This window comes from Burkholderia sp. 9120, from assembly GCF_000745015.1.
GTDB lineage: Bacteria > Pseudomonadota > Gammaproteobacteria > Burkholderiales > Burkholderiaceae > Paraburkholderia.
This window is the reverse complement of sequence record NZ_JQNA01000002.1, coordinates 6,250,733-6,270,200: the sequence shown is the minus strand read 5'-3', so window position 1 is coordinate 6,270,200 and position 19,468 is coordinate 6,250,733. Positions and strand designations below refer to the sequence as shown.

Below are 19,468 nucleotides of genomic sequence, written 5' to 3'. Positions count from 1 at the left end.
TATCCACCTATTTTGAGTCGCCCCTGAAGCATTAGGGATACAGGATTCCTTCTGTATTGAAAATAATATAGGTTTCAGAAACCCGCTCGTCCGGCTCGCCCATCACATAAGATCCTATGCCGATCGGTATCCCGCCGGCGATCGGGTCGAAAAATCTCAGAGAAAGCGAATTTTCACGGCTACAAACGGAATAGCTAACCGAAACATTTGAATTAAAATTTCTCTCAATCGATAAATTGACGTATTGCGCGACCACATCGCAATAAAATCCTAACGTACTGTCATTCAATTGACTGGCGGTTGTTTTCTGGACGATGCAGGGCTTCTTGCTGGTGGAAATAAACAGATAGAGGTCGATATTCGAGTTATTCTTGTCGGCCAGACTAATCGCATATTTGTAGATGGATTTCTCCGGGATCGGTTTCTCGAACGAAAAGCGCGGATTCAGTTGTACTGTGCCCCCTGAATTCGCCAATGAAGACCAGTTGCTATCCTTGTAATAAGATAGCCCGTATCGCTGCGCAAAGATCGGCGTGAAACTGACGTTTATGTAAAGCACGGGTCCGTTCGCGGCAATTGCAATCGGCGACGTCGCGAAACCGAGCACTGACAGAATCACAAGTGTTGCAGCCGCGAATCTCAGCTTTCGTCTCAGCCTCACCTTGCCCTCCTCAATGAACGTTCAATTCTGGTTGGCATTGAATCAGACCACTATCGTGGATACAGGATGCCCTCGGTGTTTAAAAAAATATAGGTTTCTGAAATCCGCTCATTCATATTCGCGTACGATCCTATTGCAATCGGTACACCGCTAGTCAGTGGATCGAAAAACCGTACCGCAAGCGTATTATCGCGACTGCAAACAGAATAAGACGTCGAAACATTGGAATTGAAAACATGACCGATCGAGAGGTCCGTATATTGGGTCGTCACGTTGTAGACAACCCCTAACACTTCGCCTGCCAGGTTGCCGGACCTTGCCATCTGCACGATGCACGGGTCTTTGTTTGTCGAAATAAATAAATAAAAGTCCGCGTTCGTATTATTCTTTTCCTTCACGTAAATTGCATACTTGTATGAAGATACGTGAGGCGGAGATTGTTCGAACGAGAAGCGCGGCCTTGAAGACACCGTGGTTGCCGAATTTCTCAACGGAATCCATGCATTTCCGTCGTAGTAAGATAAATCATACTTTTTCGCAAAATATTCCGAAAAATCGATAATCGTACTAAGGGTAGGCGCTTCCGCTCTCGCATTCCGCGCAACCATCAAGAAAAGAAGAACGCATAGGGCCGCATTGAGTATGGTTGCGAATCCGAACTTTTCTTTTGTCGTCATCTTGCCCTCCTTGGTGCAGGCAATTGCTCGCCTCAGGTCACGACGCGTCAGAAACCGATTAAGTCCGGCTTGCCAACTCATTCCGGCCTCGAGGTCGGTTCGTGAATTGATAGTACGTACGTCCCGTCTACTTTCCCGTGATCTGCCGATGACATTTTCATCATGTTCCGGAGATGCTTCTTTACGGGAAGCGCGAAGAGCGCGGTTTCAACGAGTCGTTGAATAACGGGACCATCCTGAGGCATTGCACCGCAGGCAAATAAAAACGCGTCTTTTCCGACGCACAAACAAAAAAGCCCCGGCAATTGCCGGGGCTTCGATCCTGCTAAAACCAGTCGATCAACGTTGCGTGATCGGCTTGGCTTCGCGTTCCGTATCGCCAACAAACAGTTGACGCGGACGGCCAATCTTCTGTTCCGGATCGGCGATCATTTCGTTCCACTGCGCAATCCAGCCCACCGTACGTGCCATCGCGAAGATACACGTGAACATGGACGTCGGGATGCCCAGCGCGCGTTGCACGATGCCCGAGTAGAAGTCGACGTTCGGGTACAGCTTGCGCGACACGAAGTATTCGTCTTCCAGTGCGATCTTTTCCAGCGCCATGGCCAGCTTGAACAGCGGGTCGTCGTGCAGGCCCAGCTCTTCCAGCACTTCGTGGCAGGTTTCGCGCATCAGCTTCGCACGCGGATCGTAATTCTTGTACACGCGGTGACCGAAGCCCATCAGCTTCACGCCCGAGTTCTTGTCCTTCACCTGCTTGATGAACTCAGGAATGTTGTCGACCGAGCCGATTTCTTCCAGCATGTTCAGTGCGGCTTCGTTCGCACCACCGTGCGCCGGGCCCCACAGACAGGCGATACCCGCCGCGATACACGCGAACGGGTTCGCGCCCGACGAACCGGCGAGACGCACGGTCGAGGTCGACGCATTCTGTTCGTGATCCGCGTGCAGAATCAGGATACGGTCGAGCGCGCGCACCAGCACGTCGTTGACCTGGTACTCTTCGCACGGGTTCGAGAACATCATGTGCATGAAGTTCGCGCTGTACGACAGGTCGTTCTTCGGGTACGCAAACGGCTGGCCGATGCTGTACTTGTACGCCATCGCGACCAGCGTCGGCAGCTTCGCGATCATGCGAATGGCCGACACTTCACGGTGACGCGGATTGTTGATGTCGAGCGAGTCGTGATAGAACGCCGACAGCGCGCCGACAGCCGCGACCAGAATCGCCATCGGGTGTGCGTCGCGACGGAAGCCACGGAAGAAGAAGTGCATTTGCTCGTGCACCATCGTGTGCTTCGTGACGGTGTTCACGAACTCTTCTTTCTGCTGTTCGTTCGGCAGTTCGCCTTTCAGCAGCAGATAGCAGGTTTCGAGGAAGTCCGCGTTTTGCGCGAGGTTGTCGATCGGGTAGCCGCGATACAGGAGCTCGCCCTTGTCGCCGTCGATGTAGGTGATCGCCGAATTGCAAGCCGCCGTCGACATGAAGCCCGGGTCGTACGTGAACTTGCCGGTCTGGCCGTACAGCTTGCGGATGTCGATCACGTCCGGGCCGAGAGTGCCCTTGTAAATCGGCATTTCAACGCTCGGCGAATTGTCGCTGAACGATAGCGTGGCTTTAACATCTGACGGGGTCATAGCACATCCTCAATCGAAGTATGGAAACAGGGTTTCGATAATTGCACGCCTGGAACAACGGACTAGCGGCGCTCAAGCGTTGCGCAGCAGCTCCAGCACCCGGATCACATCCGGGTCCGCGAGGTCGCCTTCCGGTTCCTTGCGAGCCAGCAGCAAGTCCATCAGGTCGTTATCGCTCAGCTCGAGCAGGCGCGTAAGGGCGCCCACGTCGGCATCACTGAGGTCATGCTCATATCGGCCGAAAAAACGTTCAAAGATCAGATCGTTTTCCAGCAGGCCGCGCCGCGCGCGCCAGCGAAGGCGCGCGCGGCGAAGAGGGTCGGACTGATGCGGTGTTTCTGGGTTCATCATCCTAGACAGCGCGACGCACCATCAATTCCTTGATCTTGCCAATCGCCTTGGTCGGGTTCAGGCCCTTCGGGCACACGTCGACGCAATTCATGATGGTATGGCAACGGAACAGACGGTACGGATCTTCCAGGTTGTCGAGGCGCTCGCCCGTTGCTTCGTCGCGGCTGTCCGCGATGAAACGATAGGCTTGCAACAGGCCAGCCGGGCCGACGAACTTGTCCGGATTCCACCAGAAGCTCGGGCACGACGTCGAGCAGCTAGCGCACAGAATACATTCGTACAGGCCGTCGAGCTCGTCGCGCTCTTCCGGCGACTGCAGACGTTCCTTTTCCGGCGGCGGCGTGTCGTTGATCAGGTACGGCTTGATCGAGTGGTACTGGTTGAAGAACTGCGTGAAGTCGCAGATCAGGTCGCGCACCACCGGCAGACCCGGCAGCGGACGCAGCACGATCTTTTGCGGCAGATCGTTCAGGTTCGTCAGACAAGCCAGACCGTTCTTGCCGTTGATGTTCATTGCGTCCGAACCGCACACGCCTTCACGGCACGAACGGCGGAACGACAACGTCTCGTCGACTTCCTTGAGCTTCAGGAGCGCGTCGAGCAGCATGCGTTCGTGCGAGTCGATTTCGATCTCGTACGACTGCATGCGCGGCGCTGCGTCCTTGTCCGGGTCGTAGCGATAAATTTCAAATGTACGCTTTGCCATTTCTGAATTCCTTTAGCTTGTGCCTTAGAAGGTCCGCGCTTTCGGCGGGACCGATTCGACCGTCAGCGGTTGCATGTGAACCGGCTTGTAGTCGAGGCGATCGCCTTCGCTGAACCACAGCGTATGGCGCAGCCAGTTTTCGTCGTCGCGATGTTCGAAGTCGTTCTGCGCGTGCGCGCCACGGCTTTCTTTGCGAGCGTCGGCGGAAACCATCGTGGCGCGGGCCACTTCGATCAGGTTCGCCACTTCCAGCGCTTCGATACGCGCCGTGTTGAACACCTTCGACTTGTCCTTCAGATGGATGTTGTCGACGCGTTCAGCCACTTCGCGAATGCGCTCCACACCTTCCGACAGCAGAGCCGACGTACGGAACACGCCAGCGTGCTTCTGCATCGTGCCGCGAATGTCGTTCGCGACCGATTGCGCGTACTCACCCGACGACGAGCTATCCAGCTTGGCCAGACGCGACAGCGCGAAATCGGCAGCGTCGGCCGGCAGCGGCTTGTGCTCCTTGATTTCCTTCACGTGCTTGACGATGTGGTTGCCGGCCGCGCGACCGAACACCACCAGGTCGAGCAGCGAGTTCGTGCCGAGACGGTTCGCACCGTGCACCGACACGCACGAGCATTCGCCCACGGCGTAGAAACCGTTGACCGGATCTTCCGCGCCCTTCGACGTACCCACGACCTGGCCGTGAATATTCGTAGGAATGCCACCCATCTGATAGTGGATGGTCGGCACGACCGGGATCGGCTCTTTAATACAATCGACGTTCGCGAACTTCATTGCGATTTCGCGGATCGACGGCAGACGCTTCATGATCGTCTCGGCGCCGATGTGCGACAGGTCGAGCAGCACGTGGTCCTTGTTCGGACCCACGCCGCGGCCTTCCTTGATTTCCTGGTCCATCGAACGCGACACGAAGTCACGCGGCGCCAGATCCTTCAGCGTCGGTGCGTAGCGTTCCATGAAACGCTCGCCGTTCGAGTTACGCAGAATGCCGCCTTCGCCGCGCACGCCTTCGGTAATCAGCACGCCCGCGCCGGCCACGCCGGTCGGGTGGAATTGCCAGAATTCCATGTCTTGCAGTGCGATGCCCGAACGCGCGGCCATGCCCAGGCCGTCACCCGTGTTGATGAACGCGTTCGTGGAAGCCGCGAAAATCCGGCCCGCGCCGCCCGTAGCGAACAGCGTGGTCTTGCCTTCGAGAATGTAGACGTCGCCGGTTTCCATTTCCAGCGCGGTCACGCCGAGCACGTCGCCTTCGGCGTCGCGGATCAGATCCAGCGCCATCCATTCGACGAAGAACTGCGTCTTGGCTTCGACGTTCTTCTGATACAGCGTGTGCAGCAGCGCGTGACCGGTACGGTCGGCGGCCGCGCAAGCGCGTTGCACCGGCTTTTCGCCGTAGTTCGCGGTGTGGCCGCCGAACGGGCGTTGGTAAATCGTGCCGTCGGCGTTACGGTCGAACGGCATGCCGAAATGTTCGAGTTCGTAGACAGCGTTCGGTGCTTCGCGGCACATGAACTCGATCGCGTCCTGGTCGCCGAGCCAGTCGGAACCCTTGATCGTGTCGTAGAAGTGATAGTGCCAGTTGTCTTCGCTCATGTTGCCGAGCGAAGCGCCGATGCCGCCTTGAGCAGCCACCGTGTGCGAACGCGTCGGGAACACTTTGGACAGCACGCAAACCGACAGACCGGCGCGCGCGAGTTGCAGCGAGGCGCGCATTCCCGAGCCGCCTGCACCGACGATAACCACGTCGAAACGGCGACGCGGCAGAGAATTCTTGATTGCAGCCATTCTTTTACACTCTCCAGAGAATCTGCGCAGCGTAGCCCGCACACGCGAGCAGCCAGACGATCGTCAGCGCTTGAAGCAGCAGGCGCGTGCCAACGGGCTTCACATAGTCCATCCAGATGTCGCGGATACCAACCCACGCGTGATAGAACAGCGAGAGCAGCGTGACAAACGTGGCGAGCTTCATCCATTGCGTCGCGAAGATCGACGCCCAGCCGTCGTACGAGAAATCGTGCGCGCCGAAGAACCAGGCGAGCAGGATGACCGTATAGACCGCCATGATGGCAGCGGTGATGCGTTGCGCGAGCCAGTCGCGCAGACCGTAATGCGCGCCGACGACGAGACGCTTCGGACCAATTCGGTTATTACTTGCCATTTTTTTAGAATGCTCCGAAGAGTTTGAGCGCGAAGACAATCGTCAGGAGCGACGAAACGACCAGTACGACGATGGAGGTTTGCTTGCCCTTCTCTTTGGTCGTGAGGCCGTGGCTCGTGTCCATGATCAGGTGACGCACACCCGCGCAGAAATGGAACAGGAAGGCCCACGCGAGAACGAGCGTGATGAGCTTGACGATGATGTTGGAGAGGAAGCCCTTGAAGACATCGAAACTGAGTTCGGACGTCAGGCTCTGATCAAAGAGGTACAGCAGGAACGGAAGAAAAACAAAAAGCAGACCACCGCTCAAGCGGTGCAAGATCGACACTCGCCCCGCTAGCGGGAGACGGTATGCCGTCAAAATCTGCCCGATACCGATGTTCCGGAATTCCGGCCTCGGTTTTTTTACGGCTTCAGCCATGCTAGACCCCTACTATGTAGTCACACTAATCCGCAATTTTAGCGCCTTTTTATATCGCGCTGCAGCGAAAACCACGACAGGTCCGTTACAGCACACGCGATAAAGACGCCTTCAAACAGGCGCGGGTGTGGGACGCCGCGCCTTTTTCCAGCCTGTTCAGCTTAGATCGTTCTGATAGTAATACCCGGTTGTGACATACCAACCACGGCGTACCTCAACCGGCCGGTCACCATATGTATAGGACACGCGCTCGACCGATAGCAGCGGAAAACCGGCGGGCACATTCAGCAGATCGGCCACGGCGGGTTCCGCCGCCACCGCACGGATCTTCTCCGTGGCGCGGATCATGCGCGTGCCGAATTCCGTCTCGAACATCGCGTAGAGGGGACCTTTATACTCCGACAGCCGTTCGAGCGTGAGGCCGCGAAACACCGCACCGGGCAGCCAGATTTCGTCGAGCACGGTGACTTCGCCGTCGAACTGCAGCAGACGTTTGATCAACACCACCGGATCGGCGGGCTTGAGATCGAGTTGCCGCGCGATGTCCGCCGAAGCGCGCAAACGCCGGCACTCCAGCAGGCGGCTGACGTGCGGATGCTCCGCGCCGTCATCGGCCAGTAATCTGAGGAAGCGAAACTGGGCGCGGTCTTCGTTGTGCGTTGCAACAAACGTACCTTTGCCCTGGCGACGGACCAGCAGGTTGTCCGCGGCAAGTTCGTCGATCGCCTTGCGCACCGTGCCCTGACTGACCTTGTATCTGGCCGCCAATTCGACTTCACTAGGAATGATCTCGCCCGGCTTCCATTCGCCGCTTTCCAGGCTCTGCGTAATCAAGCCCTTGATCTGCTGATACAAGGGGCTGAAAGTCGGCGACGTGGCGGGAACGGCAGCGGGCACACCTTCGCCCGCGGCCGCCTGGCCGCTCGGATTCGTTGTGTTCGCCGGGTTCGAATTCATGCGCGCATTTCATCATAAAGGCCTAGGCCGCGTCTAGGGTTTTCCCCGCAACAGATATGTCTTATATAAGACATAAGATAATGTTGACTTTGTGTCTGACGACTCCTACACTCCTTGTCGAGCAAGGGTTTGCGGGTTTTTCGGAGGCTGCTGAAGGCAGCGCCGCGACGCACCGGCAGCCACTCTGCACCATGCTGTTCCCTCGCAGTTCAGGTTTCGATCCGCCCGCCATTCGTTGGTCAGACGCTTGCCGAAACGCGCTGTTTGCAGGAGCCCGCACCGTGCAGCGGCTACTCGGCGCCTCATTATTCCGCTCCCCCGCTCGGTGTAACAGAGTCAGGTTTCCGGCATGGCGGTCTTGTCGCAGCGCGCCACCCGGCCTCGTCACGATTACGAGGTCGTCCGCGAACAGTGAATTCCGCCGTGTTTCACAACGCTTCGCTGAACGCACATATAGAATGGCGTTTTCCCTAGCGTCTAACGCATCGTCCTGGAGATTTCTCAATGGCTAAGCCCGCAAAGCGCGTTGCCGTCACCGGCGCCGCAGGTCAAATCGCTTACTCCCTGCTGTTCCGCATCGCCAATGGCGACCTGCTCGGCAAGGACCAACCGGTTGTCCTGCAACTGCTCGACCTGCCGCAAGCGCAAGGCGCCGTCAAAGGCGTCGTGATGGAACTGGATGATTGCGCATTCCCGCTGCTGTCGGGCGTCGTGATCACGGACGACCCGAAGGTCGCATTCAAGGATGCAGACGTGGCCCTGCTGGTCGGCGCCCGCCCGCGTTCGAAAGGCATGGAGCGTAAAGACCTGCTGTCGGCTAACGCTGAAATCTTCACGGTTCAGGGCAAGGCGCTGAACGAAGTCGCGAGCCGCGACGTGAAGGTGCTGGTGGTCGGCAACCCGGCCAACACGAACGCCTACATCGCCATGAAGTCGGCGCCGGATCTGCCGAAGAAGAACTTCACCGCCATGCTGCGCCTGGACCACAACCGCGCGCTGTCGCAACTGGCCGCCAAGTCGGGCAAGCCGGTCGCGTCGATCGAAAAGCTGGCCGTGTGGGGCAATCACTCGCCGACCATGTACCCGGACTTCCGCGTTGCAACGGCAGAAGGTCAAGACCTGACCAAGCTGATCAACGACGAAGAATGGAACCGCAACACGTTCATCCCGACCGTCGGCAAGCGCGGCGCGGCGATCATCGAAGCGCGCGGCCTGTCGTCGGCAGCGTCGGCGGCTAACGCTGCGATCGACCACGTGCGTGACTGGGTGCTCGGCACGAACGGCAAGTGGGTCACCATGGGTATCCCGTCGGACGGTTCGTACGGCATTCCGGAAGACATTGTCTACGGTGTGCCGGTTACGTGCGAAAACGGCGAATACAAGCGTGTGGAAGGCCTGGAAATCGACGCGTTCTCGCGCGAGAAGATGGACGGCACGCTGAACGAACTGCTGGAAGAGCGCGAAGGCGTTCAACACCTGCTCGGCTAAGCGCCCATGCAGATGAGCCGGAACTCCTCCGTAGTAACACCGCGGCGGGTTCCGGTTTTTTACGTGCGAATGATGATGCCGACACGGCGGTTCGCACCTGATTCGAACGCGTTTTGCGCCGCTGCTTCACGGCATGACAAGCTGTACAGCGAGCAGAGCGCGTCCGAATCAGCTTTCTCTCAACATTTCCCACGCTCCTGACGCCGAAGATGCGCGCCCTCACACCCGCCGAAGTGCTGTTTGACGGCGAAGTGCCGCCCGCTGTGCTGCCTGCCTGCGATCACTACGCCGGCAGCGAAAAGCTGATGCTGAAATCGCTCGCGTTGCAGCAGCAACTCGGGCCGGTGTTCGACATCACGCTCGATTGCGAAGACGGCGCTCAGGTGGGTCGCGAAGCGGAACACGCGGAGCTGGTCGCGTCGCTGCTGGGCAGCGAGCATGACCACTTTGGCCGCGTCGGCGTGCGGATTCACGACTTCGATCACGCGCACTGGCGCGACGACGTCCGTCTCATTCTGCGGGCCGCGAAGCGAGCGCCTGCTTACATCACGCTGCCCAAGATCCGTCACGTCGCCGACGCCGCCGAAATGGTCGCGTACATCGAGGCGATGCGCCGCGAGCTGGGCATCGCGCAACCGGTGCCGGTGCAATTGCTGGTCGAGACGCACGGCGCGCTCACGCGCGTGTTCGATCTGGCCGCGCTGCCGGGCGTCGAAGCCCTGAGCTTCGGCCTGATGGATTTCGTGTCCGCGCACAACGGCGCGATTCCCGATACCGCGATGCGCTCGCCCGGTCAGTTCGATCATCCGCTGGTGCGGCGCGCCAAGCTGGAGATATCGGCCGCGTGTCACGCTTACGGCAAGGTGCCGTCGCATAACGTCAGTACGGAAGTGCGCGATATGAGCGTGGTGGCGAACGACGCCGCGCGCGCTCGCAACGAATTCGGCTACACGCGCATGTGGAGCATCCATCCGGCGCAGATCGAGGCGATCGTCGCCGCGTTCGCCCCGCGCGACGAAGAAATCGCCACGGCCACCGAGATCCTGCTCGCCGCGCAGTCCGCCCAGTGGGGGCCGACGCGCCATCACGACACGCTGCACGATCGCGCCAGCTACCGCTACTACTGGTCGGTGCTGCGCCATGCGCGAGCCACGGGCCGCGCGATCGCACAAGACGCCGCGCCGCTCTTCGCGGAAGTGGGCGCTAACGCGCACGCCGCATCATGAGCTTGACGCCACGTCATACCGTCGGCCTCGCGTCGCGGAACCACGCTGGCATGTGGCGCCGGGCAAGCGGCTCGCAAGATCAGATCAGGCAGCACGCAGCACACGTCGAACACGCGGTTCAACCTGAAGCAACGAGCAGGCACAAAGGAGATTGCGGGAGATGAGCGAGACAACGCAAAACGCCGGTGCACAAAGCGGCGACGAACCCAAGAGCGGCTTCAAGCCGAAGAAATCCGTTGCGCTGTCGGGCGTGACGGCGGGCAACACCGCCCTGTGCACGGTCGGCAAGACCGGCAACGACCTGCATTACCGCGGCTACGACATTCTCGACATTGCCGGCGCGTGCGAATTCGAAGAGATCGCCTATCTGCTGGTCCACGAAAAGCTGCCGACCCAGGCCGAACTGACCGCTTACAAAGCGAAACTCAAAGGCATGCGCGGCCTGCCCGCGAACGTGAAAGCCGCGCTCGAATGGATTCCGGCCGCCGCCCACCCGATGGACGTGATGCGCACCGGCGTCTCGGTGCTCGGCACCGTGCTGCCGGAGAAGGACGATCACAGCCTGCCGGGCGCACGCGACATCGCCGATAAGCTGATGGCCTCGCTCGGTTCGATGCTGCTCTACTGGTATCACTACTCGCACAACGGCAAGCGCATCGAAGTGGAAACCGACGACGATTCGATCGGCGGCCATTTCCTGCATCTGCTGCATGGCGTGGAGCCGTCGAAGTCGTGGGTCGACGCGATGCATGTGTCGCTGAACCTGTACGCCGAGCACGAATTCAACGCGTCGACCTTTACCGGCCGCGTGATCGCGGGCACGGGTTCCGACATCTATTCGGCGATCACCGGCGCGATCGGCGCGCTGCGCGGCCCGAAACACGGTGGCGCCAACGAAGTCGCGTTCGAAATCCAGTCGCGCTATCAGACGCCGGACGAAGCCGAAGCGGACATCCGCCGTCGCGTGGAAAACAAGGAAGTGGTGATCGGTTTCGGCCACCCGGTGTACACGATTTCGGACCCGCGCAACAAGGTCATCAAGGAAATCGCGAAAAAGCTCTCGAAAGAAGCGGGCAACAACAAGCTGTTCAGCATCGCCGAGCGGCTCGAATCGGTCATGTGGGAAGCGAAGAAGATGTTCCCGAATCTCGACTGGTTCAGCGCGGTGTCGTATCACATGATGGGCGTGCCGACGGCGATGTTCACGCCGCTGTTCGTGATCGCCCGTACGGCCGGCTGGAGCGCGCACATCATCGAGCAGCGGATCGATAACAAGATCATCCGCCCGAGCGCGAATTACACCGGTCCGGAGAATTTGAAGTACCTGCCGCTAAATAGGAGAAAATAGCGGCCGCTGTGCGTTTTTAAGGCGCGTGCAGTTCCACCGACGCGGTCGCCTGGACCGGCAGCCCGCGCACTGTTCAACTGAATGAAATTAGATAGAAAGGTTTTCTCCATGAAAAAGCTGATGATCGCCGCCGTGATTGGCGCACTGTCCACGACGATGCTGACCGTCGCGACTGACGCCGCCGCGCAAACGACGACCACCACGACCGCGAAGCCCGCCACGAAGGCCGTGGCAAAGCGCCCGCAACCGAAACGCCTGATCAAGCGCAAGGTCAATCCGGCCAAGGAAGCGAAGGTCGATCCGGTACCGGACGGCGCGGAAAAGTGGTCGTGCAACGAAGGCCTGGCTTTCGAACTGAAGGGCGACATGAAGCGTGACCAGATCGTCACGGTTCACTGGGCGAACAAGAACTACAACCTGCCGCGCGAAGCGACCACCACGGGCGCAGACCGTTTCCACGACGCCGCATCGGGTATGGATCTGGTCGTGATCCCGACGAAGGCCATGCTGTTCTCGGATAAGGACAGCTCGCGTCTGGCCGACGAATGCAAGACGGCAGCCATGATCCAGGGCGCACCGGCGCCGACGCAATCGAACGCGATCAACAACTCGAACTAAATATCGTCGTCAGGAACGCTCCCCGATGTCCGCTCCGATTTCCAACGTGCGACCCAACCCGGACCAGGTCCTGGTTGATATTGTCGATTACGTTCTGGACTATCCGATCGACAGCGCGCTCGCGCTGGAAACCGCGCGTCACTGTCTGATCGACACGCTCGGCTGCGGACTCGAGGCGTTGACCTACCCGGCCTGCACCAAGCTGATGGGACCGATCGTGCCGGGCACGGTCGTCCCCAACGGCGCAAAGGTGCCGGGCACGTCGTTCCAGCTGGACCCGGTTCAGGCCGCCTTCAACATCGGCGCCATGATCCGCTGGCTGGACTTCAACGACACCTGGCTAGCCGCCGAATGGGGTCATCCGTCGGATAACCTCGGCGGCATTCTGGCCACGGCCGACTGGCTGTCGCGCAGCGCCATCGCAGCGGGCAAGCCGCCGCTGCCGATGAAAGACGTGTTGATCGCGATGATCAAGGCGCACGAAATTCAAGGCTGTATCGCGCTCGAAAACTCCTTCAACAAGGTCGGGCTCGATCATGTCCTGCTGGTCAAGCTGGCGTCCACGGCGGTAGTCGGGCAACTGCTCGGCCTCTCGCGCGACGAGCTGATCAATGCGGTGTCGCTGGCGCTGGTCGATGGACAGGCGCTGCGCACTTACCGACATGCGCCGAATACGGGCTCGCGCAAATCGTGGGCCGCCGGCGACGCGACGTCGCGCGCGGTGCGCCTCGCGCTGATCGCGAGGACCGGCGAGATGGGCTATCCGTCGGTGCTGACGGCGCCGACGTGGGGCTTCTACGACGTCCTGTTCAAAGGCAACGCGTTCAGGTTCCAACGGCCGTACGCGTCGTACGTGATGGAAAACGTGCTCTTCAAGATTTCTTTTCCGGCAGAATTCCATGCGCAGACCGCGGTGGAAGCGGCGATGACGTTGCATGCGCAACTGGTGGCGCACGGCAAACGCATTGAAGACATCAGCCGGATCACGATTCGCACGCATGAAGCCGCGTTGCGCATCATCGACAAGAAGGGCCCACTGAATAACCCGGCCGACCGCGATCATTGCATTCAGTACATGATCGCCGTGCCGCTGATCCACGGCCGCCTGACGGCCGCGGACTATGAAGATTCGATCGCGCAGGACGCGCGAATCGATGTGCTGCGCGCCAGAATGGCTTGTGTCGAAGACGCGCAGTTCACGAAGGATTACCACGATCCGGAGAAGCGTTCGATCGCCAATGCACTGACGATCGAATTCAACGATGGGTCGTCATTCGACGAAGTCGTAGTCGAATACCCGATCGGTCATAAGCGTCGTCGCGAAGACGGGATTCCGTTGCTGGTCGAGAAGTTCAAGACCAACCTCGCGCGCCGCTTTCCGGTCAGGCAACAACTGGCGATTCTCGACGTGTCGCTGGATCAGGCACGGCTCGAAGCCATGCCGGTCAATGAGTACGTCGATCTGTACGTCATCTAGTCAAGTTAATAAGTACTGTAGTTCCGCGATCAAACCAAGGAAAACACCATGGCCCACAACCTCCACAAAACGCTCAAGGAATTCGACAGCGGTTCCGGCAAAGGCAAGTTCTACTCCCTGCCGCAACTCGGCAAGGCACTGAACATCAAGATCGACCGCCTGCCGGTTTCGATCCGAATCGTGCTGGAATCGGTGCTGCGTAACTACGACGGCAAGAAGATCGCCGAAGAACACATCACGCAACTGGCCAACTGGAAGCCGACCGCATCGCGCGTCGACGAAATCCCGTTCGTCGTGTCGCGCGTGGTGCTGCAAGACTTTACCGGCGTGCCGCTGCTCGCCGACATCGCTGCCATGCGCGGTGTCGCCAAGCACATGGGCAAGGATCCGAAGTCGATCGAACCGCTGGTCCCGGTCGATCTGGTCGTCGATCACTCGGTGCAGATCGATCACTTCCGCGAAAAGAACGCGCTCGATCTGAACATGAAACTGGAATTCCAGCGCAATAACGAGCGCTACCAGTTCATGAAGTGGGGCATGCAGGCATTCGACACGTTCAAGGTCGTGCCGCCGGGCGTCGGTATCGTCCACCAGGTGAACCTGGAATACCTCGCACGCGGCGTGCACAAGAAGGCTGAAGGCACGGATACGGTGTACTACCCGGATTCGCTGGTCGGCACCGACAGCCACACCACGATGATCAACGGTATCGGCGTGGTGGGCTGGGGCGTGGGCGGTATCGAAGCGGAAGCCGGCATGCTCGGCCAGCCGGTGTACTTCCTGACGCCTGACGTGGTTGGCGTCGAACTGAAGGGCAAGCTGCGCGAAGGTCTGACGGCGACCGATCTGGTCCTGACCGTGACCGAACTGCTGCGTAAAGAGAAAGTGGTCGGCAAGTTCGTCGAGTTCTTTGGCGAAGGCACGAAGTCGCTGTCGCTGCCGGATCGTGCAACGATCGGCAACATGGCGCCGGAATACGGCGCAACCATGGGCTTCTTCCCGGTCGACGAAAAAACCATCGACTACTTCAAGGGCACGGGCCGCACGGACGCGGAAATCTCGGCCTTCGAAAACTACTTCAAGGCACAAGGCCTGTTCGGTATTCCGAAGGCTGGCCAGATCGACTACACCAAGGTCGTCACGCTGGATCTCGGCACGGTCACGCCGTCGCTGGCAGGTCCGAAGCGCCCGCAAGACCGTATCGAAATCGGTCACGTGAAGTCGACCTTCAGCGACCTGTTCTCGAAGCCGGTGGCAGAAAACGGCTTCGCGAAGAAGGAAGCCGATCTGGACGCGCAATACACCACGACCAACGGCGTCGACGTGAAGAACGGCGACATCCTGATCGCGGCGATTACGTCGTGCACGAACACGTCGAACCCGAGCGTGCTGCTGGCCGCCGGCCTGCTGGCGAAGAAGGCGGTGGAAGCCGGCCTGACGGTCGCGCCGCACATCAAGACGTCGCTCGCACCGGGATCGCGTATCGTCACCGAGTACCTGACGAAGACCGATCTGCTGAAGTACCTCGACAAGCTGGGCTTCACGCTGGCCGCTTACGGTTGCACGACCTGTATCGGTAACGCGGGCGACCTGACGCCGGAACTGAACGAAGCGATCACGAAGAACGACATCGTCGCGGCTGCGGTGCTGTCGGGCAACCGTAACTTCGAAGCGCGGATTCACCCGAACATCCGCGCGAACTTCCTGGCCTCGCCGCCGCTGGTCGTCGCTTACGCGATCGCCGGCAACATCACGCGCGACCTGATGACGGAACCGGTCGGTAAGGGCAAGGGCGGCAAGGACATCTACCTGGGCGACATCTGGCCGACCAGCGAAGAAGTCAACGAGCTGCTCAAGTTCGCACTCGACGCCGACGCGTTCCGCAAGAACTACGCGTCGCTGACCAAGAAGGGCGACCTGTGGAGCAAGATCGAAGGCGAAGAAGGTCAAGTCTACGACTGGCCGAAGTCGACCTACATCGCTGAGCCGCCGTTCTTCGGCAAGGACTTCTCGATGACGCCGGCCGACAGCATCGCCGCAGTCACGAACGCACGCGCACTGGGCATCTTCGGTGACTCGGTCACGACCGACCACATCAGCCCGGCTGGCTCGATCAAGGAAGACTCGCCGGCAGGCAAGTGGCTGAAGGCAAACGGCGTGCAGAAAGCCGACTTCAACAGCTACGGCTCGCGCCGCGGCAACCACGACGTGATGATGCGCGGTACGTTCGCGAACGTCCGGATCAAGAACCTGCTGATCCCGGCGAAGGCAGACGGCACGCGCGTGGAAGGCGGCCTGACGATTCACCAGCCGAGCGGCGAACAGGAATCGATCTACGACGCAGCGATGAAGTACATCGACGCCGGCACGCCGACCATCGTGTTCGCGGGCGAAGAGTACGGCACGGGCTCGTCGCGTGACTGGGCTGCGAAGGGTACGCAACTGCTGGGCGTGAAGGCCGTGGTCGCACGCAGCTTCGAACGGATTCACCGTTCGAACCTGGTCGGCATGGGCGTTCTGCCGCTGCAGTTCAAGGGCTCGGATAGCGTGCAATCGCTCGGTATTACCGGCGAAGAAACGTACGACATCGAAGGCCTGGGTTCGGACTTCAAGCCGCAACAGGAAGTGACGCTGGTGATTCGTGGCAAGGACGGCAAGGAAAAGCGCGTTCAGGTGCTGCTGCGTATCGACACGCCGATCGAAGTCGACTACTACAAGCACGGCGGGATTCTGCCGTTCGTGCTGCGTTCGCTGCTGGCTGCTTAAGCTGCCTGTTTAGCTGAGTTAGCGGCAACGCAAACAGCCATGCTGTTTTGCAGGGGCTGCGTTCTGTGGAAGGACGCAGCCGACTTTAGAAGCCCGACCGTTGGTCGGGCTTTTTTTTGCGCGCTTTTTTCGGCGCGCCCTTACGGTTGGCCTCGGTTGACCTGGAAGGCGGCGGGGTTATCGGTGATCCTTCGCTGCGTCATGCGGGCATTCCAGTCGGTCTCGATCTCGGTTTCGCCGGGCGCGGGCACTGTGGCACGCAGCGTGACGCTCGCGCGCCGCTGTCGCGCCGCCCAATCGAGTAACGCGGCGCGCTCAGCCGTGTCGTGGGTAGACGAGGCCTGCGCGGTCCATTCGGTCTGATGCGATAGGGACGGCTTGGTGGCCGAAGAAGTGACACGGATCAGAGCAACACGCGCTTCGACCTGCGCCTGAGTCAGGCGCGCCATAGCGACACGCCCGGCAGGTTTGGCGGCGGCGAGCGTCGTTTCGGGATTGCGGCGAGAACCTCGCGTGGCCAAATGCGACTCGGCGCGGGGCGACATTTGCGTTGGCTCGGCTTTGAACGCGATTTTCGGCGCCGTATCGGTGGCAGGCGACGCGTTGCCCGTTTGATGCCGGCTTGCATCGAGCGCTGTAGACACCTCAGAGCCCAGCGTTTGCGAACGGTCCGTGAGCGCGTCCGCCGAACGAGCTTCGGCGTGCGCTTTTGGCAAAGCCACGCCTGGGCCGCCCTGCAATGGCACGACTGGACGCGTCACCGCTACGGACGTTGTCTTGTTGGCGTCGCGCGTTGCACAGGTCGACAGCAGCCAGGCCAGCGCAATGCTGCAGCTCAGAAAAATGGCCGCTCCGACTACATGGTCCGAGCGCGACGAACGCGGTCGCGCCTTGCCCATTTCAAGGTAACGCCGCGCTTCGGCCAACTGAGCGTCGAAACGATCCGAATATTCGCGCTGCGGCGGCAACTTGTAGAAAAAAACAAACTTTGACCCCGGCGTAACGGGATCCCGCGGTGTTGCAGGCACTCGGGCCTGCACCCCGCGCCGATTGGCCTGTTGCGTCTCGTCGCGCACTGCGGACAGCGGTTCTTGCTGCGCGCCGGTCCGCACCGGCTGCGGTTTCAAACCGAAAGGCGCCGGCAGGCCGCTGAGCAGTCGCGCATTCGGCAACGCAAGATCGCCTTGAATCAAGGCCCATGGTCGAGTCATCGCGGGGTGCTCCGATAGGTGTGGGCCGCAGTGTCAAGTTGCATGACCAAAGTCCTTACGCGGGTTGTCAGCACGTCGATGGAACCAGCGTTATGCGCCGGTGGCGCGGCACTCGTGTGCCGCAACGCTTCCATCAGGCTGCACGCGCCGACGAGTCCAACCGCCCCGCTCAACCGATGCAGCACGCCGCGCAAACGGTCGAACTCGCCGTCGCGACGCAACGCATTGAGATGGGCGAGGTCTTCGTCCATTGCATCGCGCCAACCGGCCAGAAACGTCTGGAGATCGATGCCCTCTTCGGACAGCGCCTGAAGATAGCGTGCTTCGAATGGCTCGAAAGACGCGTTCCCGGCGATGTCCGCCTCGACCTCCCCAGTGGAAGGAACTTGCGCTTGCGGACCGGCGTAAGCCGATCTCGACTCCTCGCACCATGACTCGACGGCAAACGACGCGCTCAAGCTCGCACGGCCGCGCGGCGCCGCTAGTTCTCGATGGGTACTCCGTTTATGGGCAGCATTTTTTGCCTTCTGAGCAGCACGCCGCTGCGCGATCCGGAATAGACAGGCGCCGGCGAGGGCGGCAACAACTGGCGCCACGAGCATCAATATCCACGATTGCTGACCTGCCGCACCGTGCGCGCCCGGCCGTGAAATATCGATCTGCACGGCGTTCGCCCTGCTGTCGCTCAACGGTAGCGCGTTCGCGCGCATTGACAGCGCCCACAGCAATGCAAATGCACAAAAACACCCCAATACCGACGCGAGACGGATCGAAGTCAACCCAACAGGGCAAGCATGACCAGCAGAAACATGGCGAACCAGGCACCGCGTACGACAATGCACACCCGCAGAAGAATGCGACGGGCTAATCTTATTCATAGCGGCGAAACTCAATCGATCAGTCTGTGCAACGAAGCGAACTCGATGAGTGCCGCCAATGATGAGAGCCCAAGTTTTTCCTGAATGCGGCTCTTGTACGTGCTGACGGTTTTGTCGCTCATAAATAGCGCGTCGCCGATCGCTTTATTCGACAGACCCTTTGCGAGCATTTGAAGAATCACCAGTTCCTTGTCCGACAGCAGACCGATCCTGTCTTCCTCGCCACCCATGCCGACGGCAGGCGCGATGCCGGCGCCGTTGGCGGTCACCGGGAAGACCGTGTAGCCCGCTAATACCGCCTCCACGCCGCGCAAGATCTCCTTCATTTCCTGCGACTTGCCTACGAAGCCGTGGACGCCGGAGCGCATCGCGCGCGGCGCAAAAATGGCGGGGTCGTGTCCAGACAAAACCAGCACACGAATCGCCGGATGCGCAAGCTTCAGACGCGGGATCACATCGAGCCCGCTGATGCGCGGAATGTCGAGGTCCAATATGGCGAGTTTCGGCGTGTATTGCCGGGCAAGCTCGACAGCGGTTTGTCCATTGTCGGCTTCGATGACTTCTTCGATACCGAGTAATTGCATGAGTTGCATTTTGATAACCATCCGGAATGCCGGATGATCATCGATAACCAGAATAGTTGACATGGTTTACTTTCCTTTTTAAAAAATCCTTTGCCGCACAAATCGTCGACGCCATCTGGTCTGACGATGCATTAATTCGTGCGGCGCTTTCGCTCGTTCCGAGCATGGAAGACAGAGGACCGGCAAGTACTGCCGCACCCCTGCACGCTAGTGGCGGTTGTCGCATGGCGACGAGAATGTGCCGCGTTTCAGGTTAGTGGCTCCGTTTCGCACAGAGACACGCTC

At 59.8% G+C, this 19,468-nt stretch carries 18 protein-coding genes; 6 read left to right on the top strand and 12 right to left on the bottom strand.

Annotated elements, in window-relative coordinates:
• Nucleotides 1–31 precede the first annotated feature (31 nt).
• The 9 genes from FA94_RS35815 to FA94_RS35780 form a co-directional block, all read right to left on the bottom strand.
• The gene (locus FA94_RS35815; protein WP_035560996.1) at nt 32–661 is read right to left on the bottom strand and encodes a hypothetical protein; all 630 of its coding nucleotides are present in this window, start codon (nt 659–661) and stop codon (nt 32–34) included.
• Between the two features lie 50 nt (nt 662–711).
• Nucleotides 712–1,419: a hypothetical protein gene (locus FA94_RS38985; protein WP_156126782.1), complete on the bottom strand. Its 708-nt coding sequence runs from the start codon at nt 1,417–1,419 to the stop codon at nt 712–714.
• Between the two features lie 258 nt (nt 1,420–1,677).
• Entirely contained in the window at nt 1,678–2,979 is a 1,302-nt protein-coding gene (gltA, locus tag FA94_RS35810) for a citrate synthase (protein ID WP_035560993.1), read from the bottom strand.
• A gap of 72 nt (nt 2,980–3,051) precedes the next feature.
• Nucleotides 3,052–3,327 (bottom strand): FAD assembly factor SdhE, encoded by a 276-nt coding sequence (locus FA94_RS35805; protein ID WP_035564031.1) that lies wholly within the window; start codon nt 3,325–3,327, stop codon nt 3,052–3,054.
• A gap of 4 nt (nt 3,328–3,331) precedes the next feature.
• Entirely contained in the window at nt 3,332–4,036 is a 705-nt protein-coding gene (locus FA94_RS35800; RefSeq protein WP_035560990.1) for a succinate dehydrogenase iron-sulfur subunit, read from the bottom strand.
• A gap of 24 nt (nt 4,037–4,060) precedes the next feature.
• Nucleotides 4,061–5,836, bottom strand: a complete 1,776-nt coding sequence (gene sdhA / locus FA94_RS35795) for a succinate dehydrogenase flavoprotein subunit (protein ID WP_035560987.1) — start codon at nt 5,834–5,836, stop codon at nt 4,061–4,063.
• Nucleotides 5,837–5,840: 4 nt separating this feature from the next.
• Nucleotides 5,841–6,209, bottom strand: a complete 369-nt coding sequence (gene sdhD, locus FA94_RS35790; protein WP_035560984.1) for a succinate dehydrogenase, hydrophobic membrane anchor protein — start codon at nt 6,207–6,209, stop codon at nt 5,841–5,843.
• A gap of 4 nt (nt 6,210–6,213) precedes the next feature.
• The gene (gene sdhC, locus FA94_RS35785) at nt 6,214–6,630 is read right to left on the bottom strand and encodes a succinate dehydrogenase, cytochrome b556 subunit (protein WP_035560982.1); all 417 of its coding nucleotides are present in this window, start codon (nt 6,628–6,630) and stop codon (nt 6,214–6,216) included.
• A 156-nt stretch (nt 6,631–6,786) separates the two neighbouring features.
• On the bottom strand, nt 6,787–7,587 hold the full coding sequence (locus FA94_RS35780) for a GntR family transcriptional regulator (RefSeq protein WP_035560980.1): 801 nt from the start codon (nt 7,585–7,587) through the stop codon (nt 6,787–6,789).
• A 504-nt stretch (nt 7,588–8,091) separates the two neighbouring features.
• Between FA94_RS35780 and FA94_RS35775 the strand changes: the two genes are divergently transcribed.
• From FA94_RS35775 to acnA, 6 genes are all read left to right on the top strand, one after another.
• Nucleotides 8,092–9,075: a malate dehydrogenase gene (locus FA94_RS35775; RefSeq protein ID WP_035560978.1), complete on the top strand. Its 984-nt coding sequence runs from the start codon at nt 8,092–8,094 to the stop codon at nt 9,073–9,075.
• A 209-nt stretch (nt 9,076–9,284) separates the two neighbouring features.
• Entirely contained in the window at nt 9,285–10,301 is a 1,017-nt protein-coding gene (locus FA94_RS35770) for an HpcH/HpaI aldolase/citrate lyase family protein (RefSeq protein ID WP_035560976.1), read from the top strand.
• Between the two features lie 160 nt (nt 10,302–10,461).
• Complete coding sequence (prpC, locus tag FA94_RS35765; protein ID WP_035560974.1) at nt 10,462–11,649, top strand: bifunctional 2-methylcitrate synthase/citrate synthase; 1,188 nt, start codon at nt 10,462–10,464, stop codon at nt 11,647–11,649.
• Nucleotides 11,650–11,757: 108 nt separating this feature from the next.
• Nucleotides 11,758–12,267 carry a hypothetical protein gene (locus FA94_RS35760; protein ID WP_035560972.1) on the top strand — a complete coding sequence of 170 codons (510 nt, stop codon included), beginning with the start codon at nt 11,758–11,760 and terminating at the stop codon, nt 12,265–12,267.
• A gap of 25 nt (nt 12,268–12,292) precedes the next feature.
• Nucleotides 12,293–13,744, top strand: coding sequence for a bifunctional 2-methylcitrate dehydratase/aconitate hydratase (locus tag FA94_RS35755; protein WP_035560971.1), 1,452 nt, complete (start codon nt 12,293–12,295; stop codon nt 13,742–13,744).
• 48 nt (nt 13,745–13,792) lie between these two features.
• Nucleotides 13,793–16,510 (top strand): aconitate hydratase AcnA, encoded by a 2,718-nt coding sequence (acnA, locus tag FA94_RS35750; protein ID WP_035560970.1) that lies wholly within the window; start codon nt 13,793–13,795, stop codon nt 16,508–16,510.
• 140 nt (nt 16,511–16,650) lie between these two features.
• Here the strand turns inward: acnA and FA94_RS35745 are convergent, their stop codons facing one another.
• From FA94_RS35745 to FA94_RS35735, 3 genes are all read right to left on the bottom strand, one after another.
• On the bottom strand, nt 16,651–17,637 hold the full coding sequence (locus FA94_RS35745) for a hypothetical protein (RefSeq protein ID WP_231585103.1): 987 nt from the start codon (nt 17,635–17,637) through the stop codon (nt 16,651–16,653).
• A gap of 80 nt (nt 17,638–17,717) precedes the next feature.
• The gene (locus FA94_RS35740; RefSeq protein ID WP_156126781.1) at nt 17,718–18,386 is read right to left on the bottom strand and encodes a hypothetical protein; all 669 of its coding nucleotides are present in this window, start codon (nt 18,384–18,386) and stop codon (nt 17,718–17,720) included.
• A 224-nt stretch (nt 18,387–18,610) separates the two neighbouring features.
• On the bottom strand, nt 18,611–19,246 hold the full coding sequence (locus FA94_RS35735) for a response regulator transcription factor (protein WP_035560966.1): 636 nt from the start codon (nt 19,244–19,246) through the stop codon (nt 18,611–18,613).
• Nucleotides 19,247–19,468 lie beyond the last annotated feature (222 nt).

Coding starts and splice junctions, on each gene's coding strand:
- FA94_RS38985 (WP_156126782.1), bottom strand. CDS start 1,419: ATGAGTTGGCAAGCCGGACTTAATCGGTTTCTGACGCGTCGTGACCTG.
- gltA (WP_035560993.1), bottom strand. CDS start 2,979: ATGACCCCGTCAGATGTTAAAGCCACGCTATCGTTCAGCGACAATTCG.
- FA94_RS35805 (WP_035564031.1), bottom strand. CDS start 3,327: ATGAACCCAGAAACACCGCATCAGTCCGACCCTCTTCGCCGCGCGCGC.
- FA94_RS35800 (WP_035560990.1), bottom strand. CDS start 4,036: ATGGCAAAGCGTACATTTGAAATTTATCGCTACGACCCGGACAAGGAC.
- sdhA (WP_035560987.1), bottom strand. CDS start 5,836: ATGGCTGCAATCAAGAATTCTCTGCCGCGTCGCCGTTTCGACGTGGTT.
- sdhD (WP_035560984.1), bottom strand. CDS start 6,209: ATGGCAAGTAATAACCGAATTGGTCCGAAGCGTCTCGTCGTCGGCGCG.
- sdhC (WP_035560982.1), bottom strand. CDS start 6,630: ATGGCTGAAGCCGTAAAAAAACCGAGGCCGGAATTCCGGAACATCGGT.
- FA94_RS35780 (WP_035560980.1), bottom strand. CDS start 7,587: ATGAATTCGAACCCGGCGAACACAACGAATCCGAGCGGCCAGGCGGCC.
- FA94_RS35775 (WP_035560978.1), top strand. CDS start 8,092: ATGGCTAAGCCCGCAAAGCGCGTTGCCGTCACCGGCGCCGCAGGTCAA.
- FA94_RS35770 (WP_035560976.1), top strand. CDS start 9,285: ATGCGCGCCCTCACACCCGCCGAAGTGCTGTTTGACGGCGAAGTGCCG.
- prpC (WP_035560974.1), top strand. CDS start 10,462: ATGAGCGAGACAACGCAAAACGCCGGTGCACAAAGCGGCGACGAACCC.
- FA94_RS35760 (WP_035560972.1), top strand. CDS start 11,758: ATGAAAAAGCTGATGATCGCCGCCGTGATTGGCGCACTGTCCACGACG.
- FA94_RS35755 (WP_035560971.1), top strand. CDS start 12,293: ATGTCCGCTCCGATTTCCAACGTGCGACCCAACCCGGACCAGGTCCTG.
- acnA (WP_035560970.1), top strand. CDS start 13,793: ATGGCCCACAACCTCCACAAAACGCTCAAGGAATTCGACAGCGGTTCC.
- FA94_RS35735 (WP_035560966.1), bottom strand. CDS start 19,246: ATGTCAACTATTCTGGTTATCGATGATCATCCGGCATTCCGGATGGTT.